A 23772-nucleotide genomic window follows, 5' to 3' on the forward strand; every position below is an offset into this window, starting at 1 on the left:
TTGACGCGCGTAGAAAACCGGCGGACACCTGTTCACTGGATTTCTGCGCACGGTATTTTCTACGCGCGTCGCAACCGCCCCCACAGGTCGCGGCTCCCACCGCTTCATGTCCACCCTCGTCCCGGCGCCTACGTTCGTCCCCGGAGGGATCCCGTTGCCGAGCAAGAAGTCCGCGCGTCTCGCCGCGCTCACCGTCGCCGCCGCTTCCGCGGCCTCCGCCCTCGCCCTCGTCTCGCCCGCGCACGCGGCCGGCGTGAGCATCCATGACATCCAGGGCGCGACCCGGATATCCCCGTACGCCGGTCAGAAGGTCACCGATGTGGCCGGAATCGTGACCGGGGTACGCACCTACGGCTCGTCCAAGGGTTTCTGGTTCCAGGATCCGAACCCGGACGCCGACCCGGCGACCAGTGAGGGCGTGTTCGTCTTCACCAGCTCGGCGCCGAAGGTCGCCGTCGGTGACGCCGTCACCGTCACCGGCACCGTCTCGGAGTACGTCCCGGGCGGCACGTCCTCCGGCAACCAGTCGGTCACCGAGATCACCAAGCCGACGGTCACCGTCGTCTCCAGCGGCAACACGGTCCCGGCCCCCGTCGTGGTCGACGCGAAGTCGGTGCCCGCCGCGTACGCCCCGGAGGGCGATGCGGCCGCCGGCAACTCGATCAACGGCCTGACGCTTCAGCCGAAGACGTACGCCCTGGACTACTACGAGTCCCTCGAGGGCATGAACGTCCAGGTCAAGGACGTCCGCGTGGTCGGCGCGACCGACCCGTACACCGAGCTGTGGGTGACGGTGAAGCCGCGCGAGAACGCCACGAAGCGCGGCGGCACGCTGTACGGCTCCTACACGTCCCAGAACACCGGCCGGCTCCAGATCCAGTCGCTGGGCGCGACGGCCGCCTTCCCGGTCGCGAACGTCGGTGACGTCCTCACCGGCAGCACCGCGGGCCCGCTGGACTTCAACCAGTTCGGCGGCTACACCCTGGTCGCGAACGAGATCGGCACGCTGAAGAGCGCCGGTCTCCAGCGCGAGTCGACCCAGAAGCAGAAGAAGGACGAGCTCGCGGTCGCTACGTACAACGTCGAGAACCTCGACCCGTCCGACGCCACCTTCGAGGAGCACGCCTCCGCGATCGTGAACAACCTGAAGTCGCCCGACATCGTGTCGCTGGAGGAGATCCAGGACAACAACGGCGCGAAGGACGACGGCACGGTCGCGGCCGACGTCACCGTGAACAAGCTGATCGACGCGATCGTGGCGGCGGGCGGCCCGAAGTACGACTGGCGTTCGATCAACCCGGTCAACGACCAGGACGGCGGCGAGCCGGGCGGCAACATCCGCCAGGTGTTCCTGTTCAACCCGGAGCGGGTCTCCTTCACGGACCGCGCGGGCGGCGACTCCACGACCGCCGTCGGCGTCACCAAGGTGCACGGCAAGGCGCAGCTGACGGCCTCCCCCGGCCGGATCGACCCGGCGAACGAGGCCTGGAAGTCCAGCCGCAAGCCGCTGGCCAGTGAGTTCGTCTTCCGGGGCCGCACGGTCTTCGTGATCGCCAACCACCTGAACTCCAAGGGCGGCGACTTCGGTCTGACCTCGGCGACCCAGCCGGTGCCGCGCAGCTCGGAGGTCCAGCGCCACGCCCAGGCGACCCTGGTCAACGCGTTCGTGAAGAGCGTCCTCGACGTGCAGAAGAACGCGGACGTCATCGCCCTCGGCGACATGAACGACTTCGAGTTCTCCGGCACCGCGAAGATCCTGGAGGGTGACGGCGAGCTCTGGTCGGCGATCAAGTCGCTGCCGAAGAAGGAGCGTTACACCTACGACTACCAGGGCAACCAGCAGGTCCTGGACCAGATCCTGGTCAGCCCGTCGATCCGGAAGTCCTGCGACTTCGCGTACGACAGCGTGCACATCAACTCGGAGTTCAACGACCAGATCAGCGACCACGACCCGCAGGTACTGCGCTTCAGGCCGTAGCTTCCCCGTTAACTCCCGTCGCCTCAGGGCTGGTTGAACACCCCGTTGGGCTGGACACACCGCTCAGCCGAACACCCCGTTCAGCCAGCCCTGCCACTCGCCCTCGCACTCCTTGATGTCGGAGTCGGGGGCGAAGTCGTGCAGGGAGATGCCGACCGGGTGGCCCCAGTGGTTGCGCCCGAAGATCCGGGTGAGACCGCGGTCGGTGCGCAGCCCGATGAAGTACGCGTTGCGGAAGTCGACCACGGCCTCGAAGGTGTCGGGCCCGTGGACCGTCAGCCGGGTGCCCGCGGCCACGTCCTCGCCGACCCCGAGTGCGCGCCCTACGGCGGCGAGGGCGTCCGGCGCCTTGGATGCCTCGGGTCCGTTGAAGGTGGCGAAGGCGGCCGGGCGGGGCGCGAAGTGGGTCAGGTACTCGCGCAGGGTGTGCAGATAGAAGTCGGTGTGCCGGGCGGCGCCGTCGTACTGGTTGTCCCAGTCGTCGACGAAGATCCCGCTGTGGACGTAGCGAACCCAGGCCCGGCGGCCCTCGTCCCGGGGCTCGATCGTGTAGTCGAGCTGGTTGAGGGTCTGCTGGGAGATGCCCTCGACGTCCTCGACGCGGTTGGTGTAGCGGTGCGGCGGGTCCCAGGCGACGACCTTGGACCCGAAGGGGCCGGTGCCGCCGACGCGGGGCTCGGGCGGCTCCATGGGCCACAGATAGCCGTCGGTGCCGGTGGTGACCGCAGCCCAGACCTGCTCGGGGGTGGCGTCGACCTCGAACTCGCGGGCGATCTCGAACTCTTTGGACATGATCTACTCCAACTCGGTCTGCGGAGAAGGGGACTGGGGCTCTTTGAGCGTGGGATGGACGGCCACGACGATCCGGTGGTCCCTGCCGCCCTCGGTGTCCGGGGCGCCGTACTTGCGGATCAGGGCGGTGACCCCGGCGGTCAACTCCTGGATGAACGCGGCTCGTTCGGCAGCGGAGGCGAAGCGCACCTCGCCGTCGAGCGCATAGGTGGCCAGCCGCTGACGCGCCTTGGCGGCACCTGTGATGAGCCGGCCGACGTCCCGTACCAGCCGGGCGCCGAGCGCCAGCAGCCAGCGGGCGGAGAGCTGGTCGCGGAAGCGGTCCGGGTCGGGCTGCACGGCGGCCAGGGCCAGCGGTGAGATCACGTACGAGGCGGCGGTCGCCCGCATCAGCCGTTCGGTGACGTTTCCCTTGCGGCGCTCCCCCGCGAGCTCGACCAGGCCGTGCCGCTCCAGCGCCTTGAGGTGGTAGTTCACCTTCTGCCGGGGCAGGCCGACCTGCCCGGCGAGCATGGCGGCGGAGGCGGGCCCGGCCGCCAGCTCGGCCAGCAGCCGCGCCCGTATGGGGTCCAGGGAGACGGCTGCGGCCTCGGGGTCCTCGATCACGGTGACGTCCAGCATGGGTCAACCCTCTCACCGAAAACTTTTTTTGTCCAGGAGAGAGATGTGTTCGGTGCGGGGGGCCAGTGCTCGCCCGGAGGCCCCTGACGAGCGGGCCGGCGCCGCTCACGTGGGGTTCGACCGGTGGTTTCGGGAGACCCGCCGGTTCATGACCGAGCAGGCCGAGAACACCGCGCCGGAAAGCCCCTTGGAGTTGCCCCGGCGCTCCTGGGCCGCCGTCACCAGGCGCACCTTCAAGGAACTGCTGGACGACGAACTGGCCGACCGCGCCGCCGCGTTGACCTACTACGGCGTCCTGTCCCTGTTCCCCGCCCTGCTGGTGCTGGTGTCCCTGCTGGGGGTGGTGGGCCGGCGCGCGACGGACACGCTCCTCGACACCATCGGAGGCCTCGCCCCGGGCCCGGCCCGCGACATCCTGCGGGACGCGGTGATCCAGCTCGGAGACAGCGGGGGCACCGGAAGCGTCCTGGCGGTCCTCGGACTGCTCGCGGCACTGTGGTCCGCCTCCGGCTATGTCGCCGCGTTCATCCGCGCGTCCAACGCGGTGTACGACCTCCCGGAGGGCCGCCCGGTGTGGAAGCTGACGCCGCTGCGGCTGGCGCTGACCGTGACGCTGATGCTGATGCTGGCGGCGAGCGCGATGATCGTGGTCTTCACGGGGCCGCTGGCCGAACGGGCGGGACGGGTGGTGGGCTTCGGCGACGCGGCGATCACGGCCTGGGGCGTCGCCAAGTGGCCGGTGCTGCTGCTCCTGGTCGTCGGGATGATCGCCCTGCTGTACTGGGCCGCCCCCAACGTCCGCGGCCGCGGCTTCCGTTGGATCTCCCCCGGCAGCGTCCTCGCCACACTGGCGTGGCTCGCCGCGTCCGCCGGCTTCGCGCTCTACGCCGCGTACTTCGGTTCCTACAACAAGACGTACGGCACCCTCGCGGGCGCCATCGTGTTCCTCGTGTGGCTCTGGCTGACCAACCTGGCCATCCTGCTGGGCCTGGAGTTCGACGCGGAACTGGCCCGGGAGCGGGCGATCGCCTCCGGCGAGCACGAGCCGGCGGAGGAGCCCTACGTGGAGCCGCGGGACACCCGGACCTGGCCGGAGAGACTGCGGGCCTCCTGGGCCCGGGAGAAGTGACGGCGGGCCTCCTGGGCCCGGGAGAAATGACGGCGGCCCCGGCGTCCCTCAGCAGGCAGACCCGGCGCCCTCAGCAGCGGAGCTCCCCGCCGGCGGATCCGGCTGACGGGGAGCTCCAAAGCGACTGACCTCCGTGGACGGGTCAGGTACCGCCGCTCACTTCTTCGGGTACCGCCACGACACGACGGCGACCGCGAGCACGGCCGCGCCGACGATCAGCACCGGCCGGGGATGCCGTATCGCCGCGAGGACGACGGGCCGGACCGGCGCGGGCACGCTGTGCTGCGCCCTGCGCTCCAGCTCCCGGCCGGTCCGCGCGGCCCCGTCCTGGGTGGCCTCACCGGTGCGCAGCGTCCGGTCCTGGGCCTTGTGACCGGCCTCAACGGCACGGTCCTGCACCTTGTGACCGGCCTCAACGGCACGGTCCTGCACCTTGTGACCGGCCTGGACGGCCCGGTCCTGCACCTTGTGGCCCGCCTGGGTGGCCTTGTCGTGCACGGTGTGCCCGGCCTGCGCGGCGCTGCTGCGCAGCTGCACGGTCAGCGCGCCCGCCTTGTCCCTGAGATCCGCGGCCCGGGCCCGGGCGCGGCCTTTCACGTCCATCTTTCCTGCCAACTCCTCCACCGTGTCGCCCAGTTCACTGCGGGTCCGCTCGATCTGGCGCCGCAGCTCGTCGGGCCCCTTGGCCCCTGTCGAGGCCTGCTCGCCGGTCGTCCTGTCCGTCATCGGTGCGCCCTTTCCCTGATCTCCTCGACATCGGCCTTGACGCTGTCGAGCGCCGCCTCGGGCGTGGGGGGTGCGGCGTGGCGCAACTGGGCGCGGCCGGTCGCGGCAAGAACCGCCGCGATCACGAAGAGCACGCCCGTCACGATCAGCGCCGCGGCCCAGACCGGCAGCACCAGCGACAGTGCGGCGGCGCCCGTTCCGGCCAGGGCGAGCAGTCCCGCGTAGGCGAAGGCGCCCGCGGCACCGAGCAGCCCACCGCCGCGCCCGGCCCGCCGGCCCTTCGCGGCCAGCTCCTCCTTCGCAAGGGCGACCTCCTGCCGTACCAGCCGGGAGAGCTGTTCGGTGGCCTGTCCGACGAGTTCGCCCACCGAGTGGTGTTCGTCGTGCGTCGGCCTGGGGGCCGTGGTTCCGGTCACGGTGCTCCGCCTCCTCTCGGTCGAAACCCCCGGGTACCCGGCCCGGCCCCCGCTACCCCTGCGGTCCGCCGTCCGGGCCGCGCTCTCCCAGCCGGGCGAGCTGGCTCTGGAACCAGTCGAGCCGCGCCTGCAACAGGGCTGCCTCGGCGGCGAGTTCGGGCACCCCGAGCCCTTCTCCTGCGGCGACCCCGACCCCGAGCAGCCCTCCGGCGTCGAGGCCGGCCGCGACCGGTGCGGCCGGGCCCGCGACGACCCGCAGCCCCTCCCCGGCCAGCCGGGCGAACCCGGCGAGCGAGACAGCCGTACGACCGCGCAGACAGGCCGCGCACGAGGGGGCGAGGGCGCGCCAGCCGGGCCGCCCCCAGCCGGCGTCGGCGAGGGCCGCCGCGACCGCGCCGCAGGCGCAGGGGCCGACGGTGGCGGAGCGCACCCGCTGGCGGGCGTAGCGGTAGCCGAGTTCGAAGCGCAGGTAGCGGCCGAGGACCAGGACGTCGAGGAGGACGGCCGTGCGGTGCTCGGCCGTGCACAGCAGTGCCTCGGCGGCCGCGCGGTCGTGCACGCAGTGGAAGCCGCAGTCGCAGCGGCGGTGGGGCGCCCGGTGCCGCAGTCCGTAGACACAGGACGCGTCGGCCAGGACGCCGTACGGCAGCGCGCCGCCGAGCGACACACCGGTGAACCCGGCCCGGGTGCCGTCCTGGGACAGCACCGGGTGGGCGATCTTGTATCCGGTCGGCGGCTCCGCGGGGCGTTCCTCCGGAAGCCGCAGCCTCATCGGGCCGCCGGTACCTCTTCGGGAGCCTTCAGTTCCTCGATCTCCTCGGGAAGGTCGAGTTCCTCGTCCCGGATCTGCGGCCGCTCCTCGGCGACTCCCGTGGCCAGTGCTTTGCCGAGCTTCATGACGCCTCCCACACACAGGGGTCCTGTCTCGCCATGGTGACCCATGAGGCGCGAATTGGACATAGGGCCTAGGACCCCGGTGTGAAGCTCTGCTTACGCATACCTCGCAGAAGAATTAAGTGGAGCTTCACTGTCGGCGCGCCGAGACTGTCCCCATGACGACTACGCCTCCTCCCTTCGGCCGCGCCCTGTGCGCCATGGTCACCCCCTTCACCGAGGAAGGCGCGCTCGATCTCGACGGCGCCCAGCGGCTGGCCGCGCACCTGGTCTCCCACGGCTGCGACGGGCTCGTCCTGTCCGGCACGACGGGCGAGTCCCCGACGACCTCGGACGCGGAGAAGTCGGCTCTGGTGACGGCGGTCCGGGAGGCGGTGGGCGCGGGGGTGCCGGTGGTGGCGGGCGTGGGCACCTCCGACACCCGGCACACCGTCGAGCTGGCCCTGGCGGCCGAGAAGGCGGGCGCGGACGGGGTGCTGGTGGTCAGCCCGTACTACAGCAGGCCGCCGCAGGACGCGCTGGAGGCACACTTCCGGGAGATCGCGGACGCCTCGGGGCTGCCCGTGATGCTGTACGACATCCCGGCCCGCACCGGCACCCGCATCGAACCGGAGACCATGATCCGGCTCGCCGGGCACCCCCGGATCGTCGCGGTCAAGGACTGCTCCTACGACCTCCTCGGCACCCAGAAGGTCCTGCACCGCACGGAGCTGGCGTACTACGCGGGCTGCGACGAGCAGATCCTCGCGCTGTACGCGGTGGGCGCGACGGGGTACGTCAGCACGGTGGCCAACGTGGTCCCGGAGCGGCTGCGGGCGATCATCGACCTGTTCGAGGCGGGCGACACCCCCGTGTCCGCCCGCCTCCAACAGAGGGCCACCGGGCTGATCGAGGCGATGATGGCGGCGGGCCTTCCCGGCACGGTCACTGCCAAGGCCCTCCTCAACGCGCTCGGTCTGCCCGGGGGCCCGGTCCGTGCCCCGCTGCGGCCCGCCGACCGGGAGACGGCCGACGGGCTGCTGGCGGAGTACGAACGGTTCGTGGCCGCCTGATCCCCTGATCAGGACGATCAGGGGAGGGGCGATGATCAGGGCTGGGCGAAGAGCGGCTCCCAGCGTCCGGCGTCGCCGTCGTTGCCCTCGCGGAAGCCGCTCAACGGGACCTCCTTGTCGCTGCCGAGGGTGACCAAAACGAGCCGCTGGTGGAACTCGTTCTTGTCGTTCTTGCCGATGTCCCAGGCGATGAGCTGCTTGTTGCCCACCCAGGCGAGCAGCTGCTGGCCTCGCACCTCGGTGTGCACACCGGTCTTGGCGTCGAGGATGAACGAGGAGGTATGCCACTTCTGACCCGCGAAGGCACCGGCCACGAGCCTGCCGTCCGGCGACTTGCCCGCGTCGACGTACCACTCCAGGTACTTGTCGTCGGCGGGAGTGGGTACCTTGGCGCCCTTCAGGTCCCAGAACTCCTTGCCGATGGCCCCCATGGGGTTGCCGGCCCAGACGTGCCTGCCGTCGTCGGTGAGGGCGAAGTCCTGGCGGCTGTTGAGGAAGCCGGCGCCCCTGGGATCGTCGGAGCTGCTCGCGAGCTTGACCTCGGTCCAGTCGCCCTTCCCTGAGGCCACGTCGAAGAGGTAGAACCCGGTGCGGCCGGACGGCTGGGACTGGTCCCAGCCGTCGGAGCCGTTCACCTTGACCCGCAGGTCGGGGTTGACGGAGTAGGTCGTCGCGACCAGCTTGCGGCCGTCGCGGGAGAAGGCGAGCCCGCCGACCCCGTGGTCGACCGGGATCCACCGCTCGACCTTGCCGGTGGTCAGGTCGAGGAGGCCGATCCGGGAGGCGGGCAGCTCCTGTTCGAGGACGGCGGCCGTCCTGCCACCTCGGGCGACCGCCACCCAGGACCAGTCCGCGGCCTTCGCGTACCTGCCGGTGCGCGGGTTCAGCAGGTGGTAGGTGCGCTGGTAGACAGCTGTCTCCGAAGTCTTCTTCACCGTCTCCGGGATGTAGTACCCGGCCAGGGTGGTGCCCCCGGCGGAGATCTCCTCGCGGGGCGGCGACTGGTCGGGGTGGGCCTTCGTCCTCTTCTCCACCACGATCCCACCGCCGCCGCCCGAGGGGCGGACGTCGTCCTTGCCGGAGTCCATCAGCGGCACCGTCACCCCTACGGCGATCACGGCCACCGCGGCCGCGGCGGCCAGGGCGATCCTGCGGGTGCGACGGCGGCGCCGGACGGCCAGCACCCGGTCGGCGAACCCCGCCGCAGCCGGGGGCTGTTCGGCGGCCTGCTCGCGCAGGGCGTCGCGCACGATGTCGTCGACGTTCACGGACGCACCTCCACGGGCGAGTAGTCACGGGACGCGGACCGCTCGGCGTCGGCGGGCCCGAGGGCTGCCAGTTCGGGTGCGAGCGAGCGCAGCCGGGCCAGCGAGCGGTGGGCGGTGGACCGCACGGTGCCGACCGAGCAGCCGAGCAGCCGGGCCACGTCGGCCTCGGGCAGGTCCTCGAAGTAGCGCAGCACCAGCACGGTGCGCTGACGTGCGGTGAGCCGGGACAGGGCCTGGCGCATCACGAGGCGCAGTTCGGTGGCGGCGGCGGTGTCGGCCGGGGTGCCGCCGGGGGCCGCCGGTTCGGGCGGCTCGGCGACGCTGACCTCCCGGCGCGGCCACTTCAGCCGCCAGCGGCTGACCTGCTGGCGGTAGAGGACCTGCCGTACGTAGGCCTCGGGTTCGTCGATCTTCTGCCAGCGTCCGGCCGCCCGGACCAGAGCGTTCTGGAGCAGGTCCTCACCGGCGTGCCGGTCCCCGCCGCACAGCAGCACGGCGGTCTTCAGCAGGGCGGACGACCTGCCGTCCACGAAGTCCCGGAAACTCTCCAGCCCTTCGGCATTCATCGTCACCTTCTCTTCCCCCGGCGGCGCCGGTGCGCGGCCCTCCGCCCCTTGTGACGCGCGCGGGGTGCCCCCGCTATGCCACACCCATGAAAAAAGTCGCCGTAGAGGCGGAACCTCTACGGCGACTTCGGGTGAAAGCGCTCAGTTGTGGCTGTGCAGGATGTCGTTCAGGCCGCCCCAGACCGCGTTGTTCGGGCGGGCCTCCACCGTGCCGGTGACCGAGTTGCGGCGGAAGAGGATGTTCGAGGCGCCGTTCAGCTCGCGGGCCTTGACGATCTGGCCGTCGGGCATGGTGACCCGGGTGCCCGCGGTGACGTAGAGACCAGCCTCGACGACGCACTCGTCGCCGAGCGCGATGCCGACGCCCGCCTCGGCCCCGATCAGGCAGCGCTCGCCGATGGTGATGCGGACGTTGCCGCCGCCGGAGAGCGTGCCCATGGTGGAGGCGCCGCCGCCGATGTCCGAGCCGTCGCCGACCACGACACCGGCGGAGATGCGGCCCTCGACCATCGACGTGCCGAGCGTGCCGGCGTTGAAGTTGACGAAGCCCTCGTGCATCACGGTGGTGCCGGCCGCGAGGTGGGCGCCGAGCCGGACCCGGTCGGCGTCGGCGATGCGGACGCCCTTGGGGGCCACGTAGTCCGTCATGCGCGGGAACTTGTCGACGCTCGTGACGGCGAGGTGCAGGCCCTCGGCGCGGGCGTTCAGGCGCACCTTCTCGACGTCGTCGACGGCGACCGGGCCGAGAGAGGTCCAGGCGACGTTGGGGAGCAGCCCGAAGATGCCGTCCAGGCTCTGGCCGTGCGGCTGGACCAGGCGGTGCGAGAGCAGGTGCAGACGCAGGTAGGCGTCGTGCGTGTCGAGCGGCTTCTCCTCCAGGGAGGCGATGACCGTACGGACCGCGACCACCTCGACGCCACGGCGGGCGTCCGGACCGATCGCCTTCGTGGCGCCTTCGCCGAGCAGTTCCACGGCCCGCTCGGCGGACAGCCGCTCGGTGCCGGAGGGACCCGGCTCGGCGGTGAGCTCGGGAGCGGGGAACCAGGTGTCGAGAACGGTGCCGTCGGCGGCGACGGTGGCGAGGCCTGCGGCGATGGCGCCGGTGATACGCGGAGCAGTCGTGTCGGTCATGAGGGAAACCTAACCGCCGGGGGGCGTGCGAGGCGAACCCGCGCGCGGGCCGTCTCAGAGGCCGAGCGGTACGGGCGTGGCCACGGGGAACGCGGGCGGCCCGCATTCCCCGCGTGCCGGGGAAGGCCGGCGGCCCACGCTCCCCCACATGACGGGGAACGCGGGCGGCCCGCACTCCCCACGTGGTGCGGGCCGCCGTGACCCTCTTTCTCCGTCAGTCCCCGTCAGGCCCCGTGTCGACCGGCCCCCGTACCCCGGCCCGGTCCACCACGGCTGTCCCGGACAGTGACGAGCCGCCCACGACCTCGCCGGCCGTCAGCAGGCGCATACCGATGATCCGGTACGTCTGCGGGTCGATCAGCCACTGGTCCTGGGTCGGCTCACCGGTCCTCGGGTCGTCGTCGCGGTCGTAGCTCAGGGCGATCGCCCGGGTCCCGGCCTTCGTCTCGACGAGGTGGTCGGTGACCTTCCCGCCCGGCAGGGTCGCGAGGGCGCGGTACAGCGAGGCCAGCCCCTTGGAGGGCATGACGTAGGCGTCCAGCAGGACGCTGATCTCGATGTAGTCGTTCTCCGCCTGCGGCACCCCCCTGCCGTCCTCGATGGCGTTCTTCTCGCGCAGCACCTTCAGCGTCTGCTCGCCGCCGGACGGCAGCGCCGACAGCACCCGGTACATCTCACGCGCCGAACGGTCGTCGCCCTCCCCGCCGTTCTCGAGGTGCATCTTGATGGTGTTCATCCGGGTGGTTTTTCCGTCGAACTCCATGGAGGCGAGCGCGGTGCCGTCGTACCGGATCCAGGACTCGTCGACGTAGGCCTGCGGCACCATCGAGTCGGGGAGCGTCCCGTCCTGGTGCTCCTGGATCGCCCTGCGGTAGATCCACTGCCGGGCCGTCGGCACCGGACCGTCGGGTTCGGTCTCCAGGGTGTCGGCGGCCCGGTTCAGGAGCTGGGCGGCGCTCATCCCCCTCAGGTCCAGGGTCGGTCCGTTCGCGGGCCGTACCTTGTGGCCTGCGCTGTCGCCGCCCACCAGCAGGGCCGCGGTCACGGCCACGGCGGTCACGGCGGCCACGACCGCCACGATCACGAACTCCCGGCGCCGCCACAGCTCCCGCCGCCGCTGTCCCGCGCGGGCCGCGTCCAGCAGCCGTGCCCGCCCGGGCGCGAGCCGCGCACGGTCCGCCGTCGGCGCGTCGGCGCGCAGTGTGCGCACCTCGGTCATCTCGTCCATCGCTACGCCACCTCCGCCGCGTCGCTCACGAATGCGGGATCGGCGCCCAGCGCCGTCCTCACCTTGCGGCGCGCCCGGTTGAGCCGGGAGCGCACGGTACCGACCGGGATGCCCAGTGCCTCGGAGACCTCCTGGTAGGTGAGGTCGGCCCAGGCGACGAGCAGCAGGACGTGCCGGTCCCCGGCCGACAGCGCGGCGAGGGCGCCGGCGAGCGGGCCCTGCGCGGCGATCCTGCTGTCGGTGGCCTCGACCCACGACTCGCTCCAGGACGCGGCGACCGGATCCTCGCCGGTGCGGGCCAGCGCCCTGAGCGCCCGCACCTCGGAGCGGCGCTGCTTGCCGATCAGGTTGCCGGCGATGCCGTACAGCCAGGGGCGGGCGTTGGGACGTGTGAGGTCGTAGCGGGAGCGGATCCGGAACGCGACGAGGAAGGTGTCGGCCGTGATGTCGTCGGCCGCGCCGTCGCCGAGGCGGCGGGCGGCGTACCGGTGGATGTCCGGCGCGTAGCGGTCGTAGAGCCGGGCGAACAGCTCCGGTTGGTCCAGCGACTGGGCGACGACCTCCGCGTCGTCCTCCGTCCGTGCCGTGGACGACGGTGGTCCACTCACAAGGCTCCCCCTGGTTCGTCGGTGTGTGACACCCCCTGTTGCCCGATGGACGGCGAAGAGTTCACGGACACCGGCGCAGGAACCAGGAGTCGGGATCAGGGGATCACGCGCGCCAGCATCTCCCGCGCGTACCCCTCGTCGTACGGCACCCCCGTCAGCAGCACCTGGAGGCAGATCCCGTCGGTCAGCGCGACCAGGGCGCGTGCCGTGACCGGGTCCGTGCGGTGGGCGAGGCGGGCGGCGAGGTCATCGGCCCACTCGGCGGCGACGGGGCGCAGGGCGGGCCGGCGCAGCGCGGCGAGGTAGAGCTCGTACTCCAGCTCGACGCCGGTGCGGTCGCCGCCGAGCCACTCGCCGAGGACGCGGGCGAGGTCGGCTGCCAGGTCGCCGCCGGGGCCGTCCAGCGCCCCGTGTGCGGCGACCGCCTTGGCGAAGCCCTCGCTGGCCTGGCGCAGCGCGGCGACCATCAGCTCGTCGAGGCTCTTGAAGTGGTACGTCGTCGAGCCGAGCGGCACATCGGCCTCGGCGGCGGCACTGCGGTGGCTGAGCCCCGCGAGGCCTTTCTGCCCCACGACCCGGATGGCCGCGTCGATGATCCGCTGCCGTCGCTCGGGGTCGTACCGGCGCGCCATCAGTGCGCCCCGCCCAGGTTCAGCACCACGACCCCGACGATGATCAGCGCGATCCCGGCGGCTTTGGTGACCGTCATGCTCTCTCCGAGGAAGAACATCCCGATGGCGGCGATGGTCGCGGTGCCCGCTCCGGCCCAGATCGCGTAGGCGGTGCCGACCGACACCGTTTTCAGGGTCTGCGCGAGCAGCGCGAAGGAGAGGACGTAGCCGAGCACGGTCAGCAGCGAGGGCCCCAACCGGCTGAATCCTTCGGTGTACTTCATGGCCGTGGTCGCTCCGACCTCGGCTGCGATGGCTCCGGCGAGGAGCAGATATCCCATGCGTACAAGCGTACATAACGACGATTGCGGAAATCTTGCGGTCCGCTGATGCGTGAATGTGGAAATCAGCCGCTTCAAAAGGCTGCTCACAACCCCCGGTAACCACTAATGTTCCCTCCGGAACCACACGTGGTTCACCCTTCACCTACCGCGCCACCACAGCAGCGGCCGTCGCACACCGCGCCGTGCCGGAGGAACCGCGCATGCCCGAAGACAAGTCCCGGCCGCCTCAGGACCGCCCCTGGGAGAACGGCTGGACACTGGACACCTCCCGCACTCCCGGCACCAGGCGGCTGTATCTCGCCGGTGCGCTGGCGGTGACCACCGTCGTCGCCTGTGTGGCGGCGATAGCCGCGACCGACAACAAGGACGATGTCCGGTCGAAATCCGCGCGGGACGGGGGATCCGGTCTGATCTCCTTCTCCTCGCAGCCCGCGACGACCCTCCCCCCGGAGGGCGACAGCGACCTCTCGTCGGTGTCCCCGAGTCCCGCGGGCCCCCGGCAACAGGGCACCGGTCCGACCGTCGCGGTCACGACCACCCCGAAGCCGCCCAAGTCCACGCCCTCCAAGGGCAGTCCGGCGAAGCCGAAGCCCGCGGCGGTCTACGGCTCGTTCCGCTCGGTCAACTACCCCGACCGCTACTGGCATGTGGACTCCGACCATGTCGGCCTGGACCAGGTCAGCGGCGAACAGGCCCGTGAGGACGCCACGTTCAAACAGGTCAAGGGCCTGGCGAACGCCTCGTGCTACTCGTTCGTCACACACGACGGTGCGTACCTGCGCCACCGCAGCTTCGTCCTGCGGGCCGAACGCAACGACGGCTCGTCCCTGTTCAAGCAGGACGCCACGTTCTGCTCTCGGGACTCGACGGCCGCACCCGGCGCGAAGATGCTGGAGTCGGTCAACTACCCGGGCTACTTCCTGCGCCACCAGAACTTCGTGGTCCGCCTGCAACGCTTCGAGTACAGCTCCCAGTTCGTGGCGGACTCGTCGTTCCAGCCGGTGGGCGGGCTGGCCTGAGCCGCGCGTGAGCACACGAAAGCGGCGGCACCCGAGGGTGCCGCCGCTTTCGTCACAGCCGAAGAGCCTCAGACGTTGAACCCGAGCGCCCGCAGCTGCTCGCGTCCGTCGTCCGTGATCTTGTCCGGGCCCCACGGCGGCATCCACACCCAGTTGATGCGGAGTTCGCTGACGAGGCCGTCCGTGGCGGACTTGGCCTGGTCCTCGATGACGTCCGTCAGCGGACAGGCCGCCGAGGTCAGGGTCATGTCGAGGGTCGCGATGTTCGCGTCGTCGATGTGGATGCCGTAGATCAGGCCGAGGTTGACCACGTCGATGCCCAGCTCGGGGTCGACGACGTCGTACAGCGCCTCGCGGACCTCCTCCTCGGAGGCCGGCTTCATTTCAACGGTCTCGCTCATGCCGTCTTCCTTTCGGCGTCGGCGCCGGCGTCCAGCGCCTGGGCCGTCGCGTCCTTCCACGCCATCCAGCTGAGGAGGGCGCACTTGACCCGGGCCGGGTACTTGGAGACACCGGAGAACGCGACCGCGTCCTCCAGCACCTCCTCCATCGCGTCGTCGGGCTCGATCTTCCCCTTGGACTGCATCAGCTCCAGGAAGGTCTCCTGGATCCGCTGCGCCTCGGCGAGGTCCTTGCCGACCAGCAGATCGTTCAGGACGGAGGCCGAGGCCTGGCTGATCGAGCAGCCCTGGCCCTCGTACGAGACGTCCTCGATCCGCGTGCCGTCGTACTTCACGCGGAGGGTGATCTCGTCGCCGCACGTCGGGTTCACGTGGTGCACCTCGGCGTCGCCGTCCCTCAGACCACGCCCGTGCGGGTGCTTGTAGTGGTCCAGGATGACTTCCTGGTACATCGAGTCCAGCTTCACGGTTTCAGCACGCCCCTCAGCCGAAGAAGTTCCGTACGTGCTCCAGCCCCTCGACCAGTGCGTCGATCTCGGCGGGCGTGGAGTACAGATAGAACGACGCTCGCGTGGTCGCAGGAATTCCGTACCGCAGGCAGACCGGCCGCGCGCAGTGGTGGCCGACCCGGACCGCGATGCCCTCCTCGTCGAGGACCTGGCCCACGTCGTGGGGGTGGATGTCGCCGAGCGTGAAGGAGATCGCCGCGCCCCGGTCCTCGGCCGTGGTCGGGCCGATGATCCTGAGGTCGGGGACCTCGGCGAGCCGCTGGACCGCGTACTCGGTCAGCGCATGCTCATGGGCGAGGATCCTGTCCATGCCGATCGAGTCGAGGTAGTCGATCGCCGCGCCCAGCCCGACCGCCTGCGCGATCGGCGGGGTGCCCGCCTCGAACTTGTGCGGGGCGGGGGCGTAGGTCGACGAGTGCATCGACACGGTCTCGATCATCTCGCCGCCGCCGAGGAACGGGGGCAGGTCCTCCAGGAGTTCCTGCCGTCCCCACAGCACACCGATGCCGGTCGGGCCGCACATCTTGTGGCCGGTGAAGGCCACGAAGTCGGCCTGGAGGGCCTGGACGTCCAGCGGCATGTGCGGCGCGGCCTGCGAGGCGTCGACGCAGACGAGCGCACCGACCTCCTGCGCGCGGCGGACGATCGCCTCGACCGGGTTGACCGTGCCCAGGATGTTGGAGACCAGCACGAAGGAGACGATCTTCGTCTTCTCTGTGATGACCTCCTCGATGTTGGACAGGTCGAGGCGGCCGTCGTCGGTCAGCCCGAACCACTTCAGCTTCGCGCCCGTGCGCTGCGCGAGCAGCTGCCACGGCACGATGTTGGAGTGGTGCTCCATCTCGGTGATGACGATCTCGGTCTCGGAGTCCACGCGGTAGGGCTCGTCGGCCCAGCCCAGCATGTTCGCCACGAGGTTGAGCGACTCGGAGGCGTTCTTGGTGAAGATCACCTCGTCGCGCGAGGGCGCGTTGATGAAGGAGGCGACCTTGTCGCGCGCTCCCTCGTACAGCGCCGTGGCCTCCTCGGCGAGCACATGCACACCGCGGTGGACGTTGGCGTTGTAGCGCTCGTAGTACTCGCTCAGGGCGTCCAGCACCTGGCGCGGCTTCTGCGAGGTCGCCGCGTTGTCCAGGTACACGAGCTTCCGGCCGTCGTGGACCTGGCGGTCCAGGATGGGGAAGTCCTTGCGGATCGCCTCGGTGTCGAGGAGGCCCGGCAGCTGTGTCACGCGGATACGCCACCCTTCGTGTAAGCCTCGTAACCCTCGTTCTCCAGCTTGTCGGCGAGCTCGGCGCCGCCGGACTCGACGATCCGGCCGCCGGAGAAGACGTGGACGAAGTCGGGCTTGATGTAGCGCAGGATGCGCGTGTAGTGCGTGATCAGCAGGGTGCCGACCTCACCGGTCTCACGGACCCGGTTGACGCCCTCGGAGACGACCCGCAGCGCGTCGACGTCGAGGCCGGAGTCGGTCTCGTCGAGGATCGCGATCTTCGGCTTGAGGAGCTCCAGCTGGAGGATCTCGTGGCGCTTCTTCTCACCGCCGGAGAAGCCCTCGTTGACGTTGCGCTCGGCGAAGGAGGGGTCCATGTGGAGGCGCTCCATGGCCTCCTTGACCTCCTTCACCCAGGTGCGCAGCTTGGGGGCCTCGCCGCGGACGGCGGTGGCCGAGGTGCGCAGGAAGTTGGAGACCGAGACGCCGGGGACCTCGACGGGGTACTGCATCGCCAGGAACAGGCCCGCGCGGGCGCGCTCGTCGACCTCCATCTCCAGGACGTCCTCGCCGTCGAGGGTGACGGTGCCGCCGGTGATGGTGTACTTCGGGTGACCGGCGAGGGAGTAGGCGAGCGTCGACTTGCCGGAGCCGTTGGGGCCCATGATGGCGTGCGTCTCGCCCTGCTTCACGGTCAGGTCGACGCCCTTGAGGATCTCCTTCGTGGCGTTGTCGGCCTCGACGGTGACGTGCAGGTCGCGGATTTCAAGCGTTGCCATGGATTGCCTCAGGACTCCTGGTTGAGGGAGACGAGCACGTCGTCCCCTTCGATCTTTACGGGGTATACGGGGACGGGGCGCGTCGCGGGAAGGCCGGACGGCTTGCCGGTGCGCAGGTCGAAGCTGGAGCCGTGCAGCCAGCACTCGATCTGGCAGTCCTCCACCTCGCCCTCGGAGAGCGAGACGTTCGCGTGGGAGCAGATGTCGTGGATCGCGAACACCTCCCCCTCGGTCTGCACGAGGGAGACCGGCGTGCCGTCGAGTTCCACCCGCTTCGGGGTGTCCTCCTCCAGCTCGCTCAGCCCGCAGGCGCGTACGTAGGCCATCAGACGGTGGCCTCCAGCTCCTCGTCGATCTTCACGAGAAGGCGCTCTTCGATGTCGTCGACACCGATCTGCTGGACCAGCTCGGCGAAGAAGCCGCGGACCACGAGGCGGCGGGCCTCGTCGGCCGGGATGCCACGGGCCATCAGGTAGAAGAGCTGCTCGTCGTCGAAGCGGCCGGTCGCGCTCGCGTGGCCGGCGCCGACGATCTCGCCGGTCTCGATCTCCAGGTTGGGCACGGAGTCGACCCGGGCGCCGTCGGTGAGGACGAGGTTGCGGTTCATCTCGTAGGTGTCGGTGCCCTCGGCCTTGGCCTCGATGAGCACGTCACCGATCCACACCGCGTGCGCGTCGTCGCCCTGGAGCGCGCCCTTGTAGACGACGTTGGACTTGCAGTGCGGGGTGTTGTGGTCGACCAGGAGGCGGTGCTCCTGGTGCTGGCCCCGGTCGGTGAAGTAGATCCCGAACAGCTCGGCTTCACCGCCGGTGCCGGCGTAGGAGACGCGCGGGTGCAGGCGTACCAGGTCGCCGCCGAAGGTCACCACGACCGACTTGAAGCTCGCGTCCCGCCCGATGAGGGCGTTGTGCTGGGCCACGTGCACGGCCTTGTCGTCCCAGTCCTGGACGGAGACGACGGTGAGCTTGGCGCCGTCGCCGAGCACGTAGTCGACGTTGGTGGCGAGCACGGCGTCACCGGTGTGGTCGATGACCACGACGGCCTCGGCGAAGGCACCCAGTTCGATCACCTGGTGCCCGAAGCGGGTACCGCCCTCGCCGTGCACGGCGATCCGGATCGGCTCGGTGAGGACCGTCTCCTTGGGGACGGTGACCACGCCGGCCTTCTCGAAGGACGAGTACGCCTGGGCGGCGACGCGGTCCACCGGGGTGCCCGCCCTGCCGAGGCGCGCGTCGTCACGGCCGACGGTCTCGACGACGACGCCCTCGGGGGCCTGCACGTCCACCGTCACGCCGGCGCCGGTGGCGACCGCGGTGCCGTCGTGCAGCCCGCGCAGCCGCTCCAGCGGGGTGAACCGCCACTCCTCCTCGCGGCCGTGCGGGACGGGGAAGTCCTGCACGTCGAAGGACGGGGGCGCGCTCATGCGCGTGGCGACGGTCGACTCGGCGGCCACCGCGATCGAGCCGGCGGTGGTGGATCCCACCGGGATGTTCTGGGCCTCAGCCATGGCTGTCGGTGTGCTCTCTTCCTGACGCTTGTAAGACTTACGACGGGGACACGGGCCGGTGTTAACCGACCGCACCCTCCATCTGGAGCTCGATCAGCCGGTTGAGTTCCAGCGCGTACTCCATCGGCAGCTCCTTCGCGATGGGCTCGACGAAGCCGCGCACGATCATGGCCATCGCCTCGAACTCGGAGAGACCGCGGCTCATCAGGTAGAAGAGCTGGTCCTCGGAGACCTTGGAGACGGTCGCCTCGTGGCCCATGGACACGTCGTCCTCGCGGACGTCCACGTAGGGGTACGTGTCGGAGCGGGAGATGGTGTCGACGAGCAGCGCGTCGCACAGCACGTTCGACTTGGATCCGGCCGCACCCTCGCCGATCTCGACGAGACCGCGGTAGGAGGTACGGCCGCCACCGCGCGCGACGGACTTCGACACGATGTTGGACGACGTGTTCGGCGCCATGTGGACCATCTTGGAGCCGGCGTCCTGGTGCTGGCCCTCGCCCGCGAAGGCGATGGACAGGGTCTCGCCCTTGGCGTGCTCGCCCATCAGGTAGACGGCCGGGTACTTCATGGTGACCTTGGAGCCGATGTTGCCGTCGATCCACTCCATGGTCGCGCCCTCGTACGCCACGGCGCGCTTGGTGACCAGGTTGTAGACGTTGTTCGACCAGTTCTGGATGGTCGTGTAGCGGCAGCGGGCGCCCTTCTTCACGATGATCTCGACGACCGCGGAGTGCAGGGAGTCCGACTTGTAGATCGGCGCCGTACAGCCCTCGACGTAGTGGACGTAGGCGTCCTCGTCGACGATGATCAGCGTCCGCTCGAACTGGCCCATGTTCTCGGTGTTGATCCGGAAGTAGGCCTGGAGCGGGATCTCGACGTGCACGCCCTTCGGCACGTAGATGAAGGAACCGCCGGACCACACCGCGGTGTTCAGCGACGCGAACTTGTTGTCGCCGACCGGGATGACGGTGCCGAAGTACTCCTTGAAGAGCTCCGGGTGCTCCTTGAGGGCGGTGTCGGTGTCGAGGAAGATGACGCCCTGCTCCTCCAGGTCTTCACGGATCTGGTGGTAGACGACCTCGGACTCGTACTGGGCCGCGACACCGGCGACGAGGCGCTGCTTCTCCGCCTCGGGGATGCCGAGCTTGTCGTACGTGTTCTTGATGTCCTCGGGCAGGTCCTCCCAGGACTCCGCCTGCTTCTCCGTGGAGCGCACGAAGTACTTGATGTTGTCGAAGTCGATGCCGGAGAGGTCGGAGCCCCAGTTCGGCATGGGCTTCTTGTCGAACAGGCGCAGCCCCTTGAGGCGGAGCTTGGTCATCCACTCCGGCTCGTTCTTCTTCGCGGAGATGTCGCGCACGACGTCTTCGTTGATACCGCGCCGCGCGGAAGCGCCGGCCGTGTCGGAGTCGGCCCAGCCGTATTCGTACTTGCCCAGGCCCTCGAGTTCAGGGTGAGCAGTCTCCGTGGGGAGAGTCATGCGGGGTTCCTCCCGGCCGTACTTGCAGATGCGATATCAGGGGTGTGGGAAATCTTGGGGATGAACGTCGTGCAGACGCCGTCGCCGTGCGCGATGGTCGCCAGTCGCTGGACGTGCGTGCCGAGGAGCTGGGAGAAGATCTCCGTCTCTGCGTCGCACAGCTGCGGGAACTTCTCCGCGACATGGGCCACCGGGCAGTGGTGCTGGCAGAGCTGCTCGCCGACCGGTGCGCTCCGCGCCGTTGCAGCGTACCCGTCCGCGCTCAGGGCCTTGGCCAGGGCTTCGGTGCGCTCCTCGGGGGCGGCGGTCTCGACGGCCTTGCGGTACTCCTCGGCCTGCGCGGCGATCCTGGCGCGGGCGAAGGCGACGACCGCCTCGTCCCCGCCGAACCGCTCCTGGATCCAGCGCAGGGCGTCCGCGGCGAGCTTGTCGTAGGACTGGTCGAAGGCGTCCCGGCCGCAGTCGGTGAGAGCGAAGACCTTGGCGGGGCGCCCGCGCGTCCGCGCGCCGTACACCCGCTGCTCCCGGGCCTCGACGACCTCGTCGGCCACGAGGGCGTCCAGATGGCGCCGTACCGCGGCGGGGGTGAGCCCCAGCCGGCCGGCCAGCTCGGTGACGGTCGACGGGCCGTGGTCCAGGATGGATCGCGCGACGCGGTTGCGGGTGGACCGCTCACCGGTCGCGAGCTCCTCCTGAGGGGCCCCCGTGGGGGTCTCCCGAACCTCGCCGACGTTTTTCACAACGCCATTGTTGCGTAATTCCTCAGGACCGGGCAAGCCGCCCCCGGCCCGCCGGACGGTGCCCTGCGTCACTTAGGCATCCCTAACTTGACCTGCGAAAACGATCTTTGATCGATCAAACCGGTGGCGTCCGGCAGTTCTGTCAGGGACACTCCCGAACCATGCCGACACCACCTCCCACCGGCCCGCTTGTCACCCGCGACACCCTCGCCGGGCAGCTGCGCGAGCTGGGTGTCAGAAGCGGCGAGACCCTCCTCGTGCACTCCTCCCTGAGCGCTCTCGGCTGGGTCTGCGGCGGCCAGGTCGCGGTGGTCCAGGCTCTCCTCGACGTCCTCGGTCCGGACGGCACCCTCGTGGTCCCCACCCAGACCGGCGACCTCTCGGACCCGGCGGTGTGGAGCAACCCGCCGGTCCCCGAGGACTGGTGGGACACCGTCCGCGCAACCATGCCCGCCTACGACCCCCTCGTCACGCCCTCGCGCGGGGTCGGCGTGATCCCGGAGACCGTGCGCACCTGGCCCGGCGCCCTCCGGAGCGCCCACCCCCAGACCTCGTTCGCGGCACTCGGCCCCCGCGCGCATGCCGTCCTGGACGGCCACGCCGCCGACTGCCGGCTCGGCGAGCGCAGCCCGCTGGCCCGCCTGGAGGACCTCCACGCGCGCGTGCTGCTCCTCGGCGCCGGCTACGACACCTGCACCAGCTTCCACCTCGCCGAGTACCGCGTCCCGGGCCCCCTGGTGAACGTCGGCCGCCCCGGACCGGCCGGCTGGGAGGTCGTCACGGAGGTCTCGATCACCTCGGACCGCTTCGACGAACTGGGGTACGACTTCGAGCGGGACACCGGCGTCGTCGCAAGGGGAAGGGTGGGCGCGGCCGAGACCCGGCTGTTCCCGGTCGCCGACGCGGTGGCCTACGCCGAACGCTGGCTGCCGTTGCACCGCTCACGCGAGGAGTTCTAGGCGGCGCGGGCGACCGGCGGGCACCCATGAGTCCTCCGACGGTGGAGATCTCGCACCCGGCCGACTGACGCGCGGGCCGCGAACCTAGACTCGGGCCCATGCGAAGTGAGCCCGTGGTCCAGGTCCACGCCCTGGTGAAGCGGTACGGCACGAAGACCGCCGTGGACGGCCTCGATCTGGTGGCCCGGGCGGGCGTGACCGCCGTACTCGGGCCCAACGGGGCGGGCAAGACGACCACGGTCGAGACCTGCGAGGGCTACCGGAAGCCGGACTCCGGCACGGTACGCGTCCTGGGCCTCGACCCGGTGCGACAGGCACGTGAGCTGCACCCGAGGATCGGCGTGATGCTCCAGTCCGGAGGCGTGTACTCGGGCGCCCGCGCCGACGAGATGCTGCGGCACGTGGCGAGACTGCACGCGCACCCGCTGGACGTGGACGCGCTGATCGAGCGCCTGGGTCTGGACAGCTGCGGCCGGACGACGTACCGCAGGCTGTCCGGCGGCCAGCAGCAGCGTCTCGCGCTCGCCATGGCCGTGGTGGGCCGCCCGGAACTGGTGTTCCTGGACGAGCCGACGGCCGGCCTCGACCCGCAGGCCCGCAGGGCCACCTGGGACCTGATCCGGGACCTGCGGTCGGACGGCGTCTCGGTCATCCTCACCACGCACTACATGGACGAGGCCGAGCAGCTCGCCGACGACGTGGCGATCGTCGACGGCGGCCGGGTCATCGCCCAGGGCACGCCGGAGGAACTGTGCCGCGGCGGCGCCGAGAACACCCTGCGCTTCATGGGCCGTCCCGGCCTCGACGTCGGGTCCCTCCTGAAGGCCCTCCCCGCCGACTGCACGGCGGCGGAGCTGACGCCCGGCTCCTACCGGGTCATCGGCAAGGTCGACCCCCAGCTCCTGGCCACGGTCACGTCCTGGTGCGCCCAGCACGGCGTCATGCCGGAGAAGATCTCGGTGGAACGGCACACCCTGGAAGACGTCTTCCTGGAACTGACAGGCAAGGAACTGCGCGCATGACGGCCACCGGCACCTACGCCCCCCAGCCGGGCGCGGCCCCCCTGGGACGCATGATCGCGACCCAGGCGGCGCTGGAGACGAAGATGCTCCTGCGCAACGGTGAGCAGCTCCTGCTGACGGTGGTGATCCCGGCCCTGGTGCTGGTCCTGTTCAGCTCGGTGGACATCATCGACACGGGCCAGGCCAAGGCGGTGGACTTCCTTGCTCCCGGCGTCCTCGCCCTCGCGGTCATGTCCACGGCCTTCACCGGCCAGGCGATCGCCACGGGCTTCGAGCGCCGGTACGGCGTCCTGAAGCGCCTGGCCAGCTCCCCCCTCCCTCGCTGGGCCCTGATGACGGCGAAGACCGCGTCGGTCCTGGTGACGGAGATCCTGCAAGTGGTGTTGCTCACGGCGATCGCCCTCGCCCTGGGCTGGTCCCCGCACGGCGACCCGCTGTCCGTGGCCCTGCTCCTGCTCCTCGGCACGGCGGCCTTCTCGGGCCTCGGCCTCCTGATGGCCGGCACCCTGAAGGCGGAGGCCACCCTGGCCGCCGCCAACCTGGTCTTCCTGCTCCTGCTGGTCAGCGGCGGGGTCATGGTCCCGCTCGACCGGTTCTCCCAGACCACGCAGGACATCCTGAGCCTGCTGCCGATCACGGCCCTCTCGGACGGCCTGCGGGACGTACTGCTGCACGGGGCCGGGGTGCCGTGGGGCGATCTGGGGATCCTCGCGGCGTGGGGCGTCGTGGGGCTGGCCGCGGCGGGGCGGTTCTTCCGCTGGGAATGAGCCGATGAC

General features: G+C 70.5%; 28 protein-coding genes. 7 read left to right on the top strand and 21 right to left on the bottom strand.

Translation table 11 applies throughout. From position 1 onward, the window contains the following. Positions 1-154: 154 nt before the first annotated feature. Positions 155-1978, top strand: coding sequence for an endonuclease/exonuclease/phosphatase family protein (locus tag IF54_RS0114970; protein WP_030318587.1), 1824 nt, complete (start codon positions 155-157; stop codon positions 1976-1978). 63 nt (positions 1979-2041) lie between these two features. Here the strand turns inward: IF54_RS0114970 and IF54_RS0114975 are convergent, their stop codons facing one another. Then, the gene (locus tag IF54_RS0114975) at positions 2042-2770 is read right to left on the bottom strand and encodes an SRPBCC family protein (RefSeq protein ID WP_030318589.1); all 729 of its coding nucleotides are present in this window, start codon (positions 2768-2770) and stop codon (positions 2042-2044) included. Positions 2771-2773: 3 nt separating this feature from the next. After that, positions 2774-3391 carry an ArsR/SmtB family transcription factor gene (locus IF54_RS0114980; protein ID WP_030318591.1) on the bottom strand — a complete coding sequence of 206 codons (618 nt, stop codon included), beginning with the start codon at positions 3389-3391 and terminating at the stop codon, positions 2774-2776. 148 nt (positions 3392-3539) lie between these two features. Here IF54_RS0114980 and IF54_RS0114985 point away from each other — a divergent pair, with 148 nt between their 5' ends. Then, positions 3540-4520: a YihY/virulence factor BrkB family protein gene (locus IF54_RS0114985; protein ID WP_030318593.1), complete on the top strand. Its 981-nt coding sequence runs from the start codon at positions 3540-3542 to the stop codon at positions 4518-4520. A gap of 156 nt (positions 4521-4676) precedes the next feature. Here the strand turns inward: IF54_RS0114985 and IF54_RS0114990 are convergent, their stop codons facing one another. Genes IF54_RS0114990 through IF54_RS43900 form a run of 4 tightly spaced genes read right to left on the bottom strand, consistent with a single transcriptional unit; the run spans position 4677 to position 6559 of the window. Then, entirely contained in the window at positions 4677-5246 is a 570-nt protein-coding gene (locus tag IF54_RS0114990; protein WP_030318595.1) for a DUF3618 domain-containing protein, read from the bottom strand. Next, the gene (locus IF54_RS0114995) at positions 5243-5662 is read right to left on the bottom strand and encodes a phage holin family protein (protein ID WP_030318597.1); all 420 of its coding nucleotides are present in this window, start codon (positions 5660-5662) and stop codon (positions 5243-5245) included. Before IF54_RS0114995 ends, IF54_RS0114990 begins: the two co-directional genes overlap by 4 nt. Before the next feature lie 52 nt (positions 5663-5714). Then, complete coding sequence (locus IF54_RS0115000; RefSeq protein WP_030318598.1) at positions 5715-6434, bottom strand: hypothetical protein; 720 nt, start codon at positions 6432-6434, stop codon at positions 5715-5717. Next, entirely contained in the window at positions 6431-6559 is a 129-nt protein-coding gene (locus IF54_RS43900; protein ID WP_258318803.1) for a hypothetical protein, read from the bottom strand. Before IF54_RS43900 ends, IF54_RS0115000 begins: the two co-directional genes overlap by 4 nt. Before the next feature lie 155 nt (positions 6560-6714). On the opposite strand from IF54_RS43900, the gene dapA reads away from it, so the two are divergent. Then, positions 6715-7608, top strand: coding sequence for a 4-hydroxy-tetrahydrodipicolinate synthase (gene dapA, locus IF54_RS0115010; protein ID WP_030318600.1), 894 nt, complete (start codon positions 6715-6717; stop codon positions 7606-7608). 35 nt (positions 7609-7643) lie between these two features. Here dapA and IF54_RS0115015 read toward each other — a convergent pair whose 3' ends face one another. The 7 genes from IF54_RS0115015 to IF54_RS0115045 form a co-directional block, all read right to left on the bottom strand. After that, the gene (locus IF54_RS0115015) at positions 7644-8876 is read right to left on the bottom strand and encodes a hypothetical protein (RefSeq protein WP_030318602.1); all 1233 of its coding nucleotides are present in this window, start codon (positions 8874-8876) and stop codon (positions 7644-7646) included. Further along, entirely contained in the window at positions 8873-9442 is a 570-nt protein-coding gene (locus tag IF54_RS0115020; RefSeq protein WP_030318604.1) for a SigE family RNA polymerase sigma factor, read from the bottom strand. Before IF54_RS0115020 ends, IF54_RS0115015 begins: the two co-directional genes overlap by 4 nt. Before the next feature lie 141 nt (positions 9443-9583). Beyond that, positions 9584-10573 (bottom strand): 2,3,4,5-tetrahydropyridine-2,6-dicarboxylate N-succinyltransferase, encoded by a 990-nt coding sequence (gene dapD / locus IF54_RS0115025; RefSeq protein ID WP_030318606.1) that lies wholly within the window; start codon positions 10571-10573, stop codon positions 9584-9586. Positions 10574-10787: 214 nt separating this feature from the next. Further along, positions 10788-11801, bottom strand: coding sequence for a CU044_5270 family protein (locus IF54_RS0115030; protein ID WP_030318608.1), 1014 nt, complete (start codon positions 11799-11801; stop codon positions 10788-10790). Between the two features lie 2 nt (positions 11802-11803). Beyond that, the gene (locus IF54_RS0115035) at positions 11804-12409 is read right to left on the bottom strand and encodes an RNA polymerase sigma factor (protein WP_030318611.1); all 606 of its coding nucleotides are present in this window, start codon (positions 12407-12409) and stop codon (positions 11804-11806) included. Positions 12410-12504: 95 nt separating this feature from the next. Further along, complete coding sequence (locus tag IF54_RS0115040) at positions 12505-13041, bottom strand: TetR/AcrR family transcriptional regulator (protein ID WP_030318613.1); 537 nt, start codon at positions 13039-13041, stop codon at positions 12505-12507. Beyond that, positions 13041-13361, bottom strand: coding sequence for a DMT family transporter (locus IF54_RS0115045; protein WP_030318615.1), 321 nt, complete (start codon positions 13359-13361; stop codon positions 13041-13043). The genes IF54_RS0115040 and IF54_RS0115045 overlap by 1 nt, the downstream gene beginning before the upstream one ends. A 203-nt stretch (positions 13362-13564) precedes the next feature. On the opposite strand from IF54_RS0115045, the gene IF54_RS0115050 reads away from it, so the two are divergent. Then, on the top strand, positions 13565-14383 hold the full coding sequence (locus tag IF54_RS0115050) for an AbfB domain-containing protein (RefSeq protein ID WP_030318617.1): 819 nt from the start codon (positions 13565-13567) through the stop codon (positions 14381-14383). Between the two features lie 68 nt (positions 14384-14451). Here IF54_RS0115050 and IF54_RS0115055 read toward each other — a convergent pair whose 3' ends face one another. The 8 genes from IF54_RS0115055 to IF54_RS0115090 all read right to left on the bottom strand — a co-directional run bounded on the left by IF54_RS0115055 (position 14452) and on the right by IF54_RS0115090 (position 21015). Then, a complete protein-coding gene (locus tag IF54_RS0115055; RefSeq protein ID WP_028809645.1) occupies positions 14452-14784 on the bottom strand; it encodes a metal-sulfur cluster assembly factor in 333 nt (110 codons plus the stop codon). Next, positions 14781-15251, bottom strand: a complete 471-nt coding sequence (gene sufU / locus IF54_RS0115060) for a Fe-S cluster assembly sulfur transfer protein SufU (protein WP_030318620.1) — start codon at positions 15249-15251, stop codon at positions 14781-14783. Before sufU ends, IF54_RS0115055 begins: the two co-directional genes overlap by 4 nt. A 16-nt stretch (positions 15252-15267) precedes the next feature. Beyond that, positions 15268-16524: a cysteine desulfurase gene (locus tag IF54_RS0115065; RefSeq protein WP_030318623.1), complete on the bottom strand. Its 1257-nt coding sequence runs from the start codon at positions 16522-16524 to the stop codon at positions 15268-15270. Beyond that, on the bottom strand, positions 16521-17285 hold the full coding sequence (gene sufC, locus IF54_RS0115070; RefSeq protein WP_030318625.1) for a Fe-S cluster assembly ATPase SufC: 765 nt from the start codon (positions 17283-17285) through the stop codon (positions 16521-16523). Before sufC ends, IF54_RS0115065 begins: the two co-directional genes overlap by 4 nt. 8 nt (positions 17286-17293) lie before the next feature. Beyond that, positions 17294-17611: a non-heme iron oxygenase ferredoxin subunit gene (locus tag IF54_RS0115075; RefSeq protein WP_030318627.1), complete on the bottom strand. Its 318-nt coding sequence runs from the start codon at positions 17609-17611 to the stop codon at positions 17294-17296. Then, on the bottom strand, positions 17611-18792 hold the full coding sequence (gene sufD, locus IF54_RS0115080; RefSeq protein ID WP_030318629.1) for a Fe-S cluster assembly protein SufD: 1182 nt from the start codon (positions 18790-18792) through the stop codon (positions 17611-17613). Before sufD ends, IF54_RS0115075 begins: the two co-directional genes overlap by 1 nt. Before the next feature lie 61 nt (positions 18793-18853). Next, positions 18854-20275, bottom strand: a complete 1422-nt coding sequence (sufB, locus tag IF54_RS0115085; RefSeq protein ID WP_030318631.1) for a Fe-S cluster assembly protein SufB — start codon at positions 20273-20275, stop codon at positions 18854-18856. Beyond that, entirely contained in the window at positions 20272-21015 is a 744-nt protein-coding gene (locus IF54_RS0115090) for a helix-turn-helix transcriptional regulator (protein ID WP_030318633.1), read from the bottom strand. The genes sufB and IF54_RS0115090 overlap by 4 nt, the downstream gene beginning before the upstream one ends. Before the next feature lie 161 nt (positions 21016-21176). On the opposite strand from IF54_RS0115090, the gene IF54_RS0115095 reads away from it, so the two are divergent. From IF54_RS0115095 to IF54_RS0115105, 3 genes are all read left to right on the top strand, one after another. Further along, on the top strand, positions 21177-21974 hold the full coding sequence (locus IF54_RS0115095) for an aminoglycoside N(3)-acetyltransferase (RefSeq protein ID WP_030318634.1): 798 nt from the start codon (positions 21177-21179) through the stop codon (positions 21972-21974). A gap of 98 nt (positions 21975-22072) precedes the next feature. Further along, positions 22073-22996, top strand: coding sequence for an ABC transporter ATP-binding protein (locus IF54_RS0115100; RefSeq protein ID WP_030318636.1), 924 nt, complete (start codon positions 22073-22075; stop codon positions 22994-22996). After that, positions 22993-23763, top strand: a complete 771-nt coding sequence (locus IF54_RS0115105; protein ID WP_030318638.1) for an ABC transporter permease — start codon at positions 22993-22995, stop codon at positions 23761-23763. The genes IF54_RS0115100 and IF54_RS0115105 overlap by 4 nt, the downstream gene beginning before the upstream one ends. The last annotated feature ends 9 nt before the right edge of the window (positions 23764-23772 follow it).

Source organism: Streptomyces sp. NRRL B-3229 (assembly GCF_000719505.1).
Taxonomy (GTDB): domain Bacteria; phylum Actinomycetota; class Actinomycetes; order Streptomycetales; family Streptomycetaceae; genus Streptomyces; species Streptomyces griseorubiginosus.

Bases quoted from the DNA above. Each gene is read 5' to 3' on its own strand.
- IF54_RS0114975 (WP_030318589.1), bottom strand. From the start codon at position 2,770: ATGTCCAAAGAGTTCGAGATCGCCCGCGAGTTCGAGGTCGACGCCACC.
- IF54_RS0114980 (WP_030318591.1), bottom strand. From the start codon at position 3,391: ATGCTGGACGTCACCGTGATCGAGGACCCCGAGGCCGCAGCCGTCTCC.
- IF54_RS0114985 (WP_030318593.1), top strand. From the start codon at position 3,540: ATGACCGAGCAGGCCGAGAACACCGCGCCGGAAAGCCCCTTGGAGTTG.
- IF54_RS0114990 (WP_030318595.1), bottom strand. From the start codon at position 5,246: ATGACGGACAGGACGACCGGCGAGCAGGCCTCGACAGGGGCCAAGGGG.
- IF54_RS0115000 (WP_030318598.1), bottom strand. From the start codon at position 6,434: ATGAGGCTGCGGCTTCCGGAGGAACGCCCCGCGGAGCCGCCGACCGGA.
- IF54_RS43900 (WP_258318803.1), bottom strand. From the start codon at position 6,559: ATGAAGCTCGGCAAAGCACTGGCCACGGGAGTCGCCGAGGAGCGGCCG.
- dapA (WP_030318600.1), top strand. From the start codon at position 6,715: ATGACGACTACGCCTCCTCCCTTCGGCCGCGCCCTGTGCGCCATGGTC.
- IF54_RS0115020 (WP_030318604.1), bottom strand. From the start codon at position 9,442: ATGAATGCCGAAGGGCTGGAGAGTTTCCGGGACTTCGTGGACGGCAGG.
- dapD (WP_030318606.1), bottom strand. From the start codon at position 10,573: ATGACCGACACGACTGCTCCGCGTATCACCGGCGCCATCGCCGCAGGC.
- IF54_RS0115030 (WP_030318608.1), bottom strand. From the start codon at position 11,801: ATGGACGAGATGACCGAGGTGCGCACACTGCGCGCCGACGCGCCGACG.
- IF54_RS0115040 (WP_030318613.1), bottom strand. From the start codon at position 13,041: ATGGCGCGCCGGTACGACCCCGAGCGACGGCAGCGGATCATCGACGCG.
- IF54_RS0115045 (WP_030318615.1), bottom strand. From the start codon at position 13,361: ATGGGATATCTGCTCCTCGCCGGAGCCATCGCAGCCGAGGTCGGAGCG.
- IF54_RS0115050 (WP_030318617.1), top strand. From the start codon at position 13,565: ATGCCCGAAGACAAGTCCCGGCCGCCTCAGGACCGCCCCTGGGAGAAC.
- IF54_RS0115055 (WP_028809645.1), bottom strand. From the start codon at position 14,784: ATGAGCGAGACCGTTGAAATGAAGCCGGCCTCCGAGGAGGAGGTCCGC.
- sufC (WP_030318625.1), bottom strand. From the start codon at position 17,285: ATGGCAACGCTTGAAATCCGCGACCTGCACGTCACCGTCGAGGCCGAC.
- IF54_RS0115075 (WP_030318627.1), bottom strand. From the start codon at position 17,611: ATGGCCTACGTACGCGCCTGCGGGCTGAGCGAGCTGGAGGAGGACACC.
- sufD (WP_030318629.1), bottom strand. From the start codon at position 18,792: ATGGCTGAGGCCCAGAACATCCCGGTGGGATCCACCACCGCCGGCTCG.
- sufB (WP_030318631.1), bottom strand. From the start codon at position 20,275: ATGACTCTCCCCACGGAGACTGCTCACCCTGAACTCGAGGGCCTGGGC.
- IF54_RS0115095 (WP_030318634.1), top strand. From the start codon at position 21,177: ATGCCGACACCACCTCCCACCGGCCCGCTTGTCACCCGCGACACCCTC.
- IF54_RS0115100 (WP_030318636.1), top strand. From the start codon at position 22,073: ATGCGAAGTGAGCCCGTGGTCCAGGTCCACGCCCTGGTGAAGCGGTAC.
- IF54_RS0115105 (WP_030318638.1), top strand. From the start codon at position 22,993: ATGACGGCCACCGGCACCTACGCCCCCCAGCCGGGCGCGGCCCCCCTG.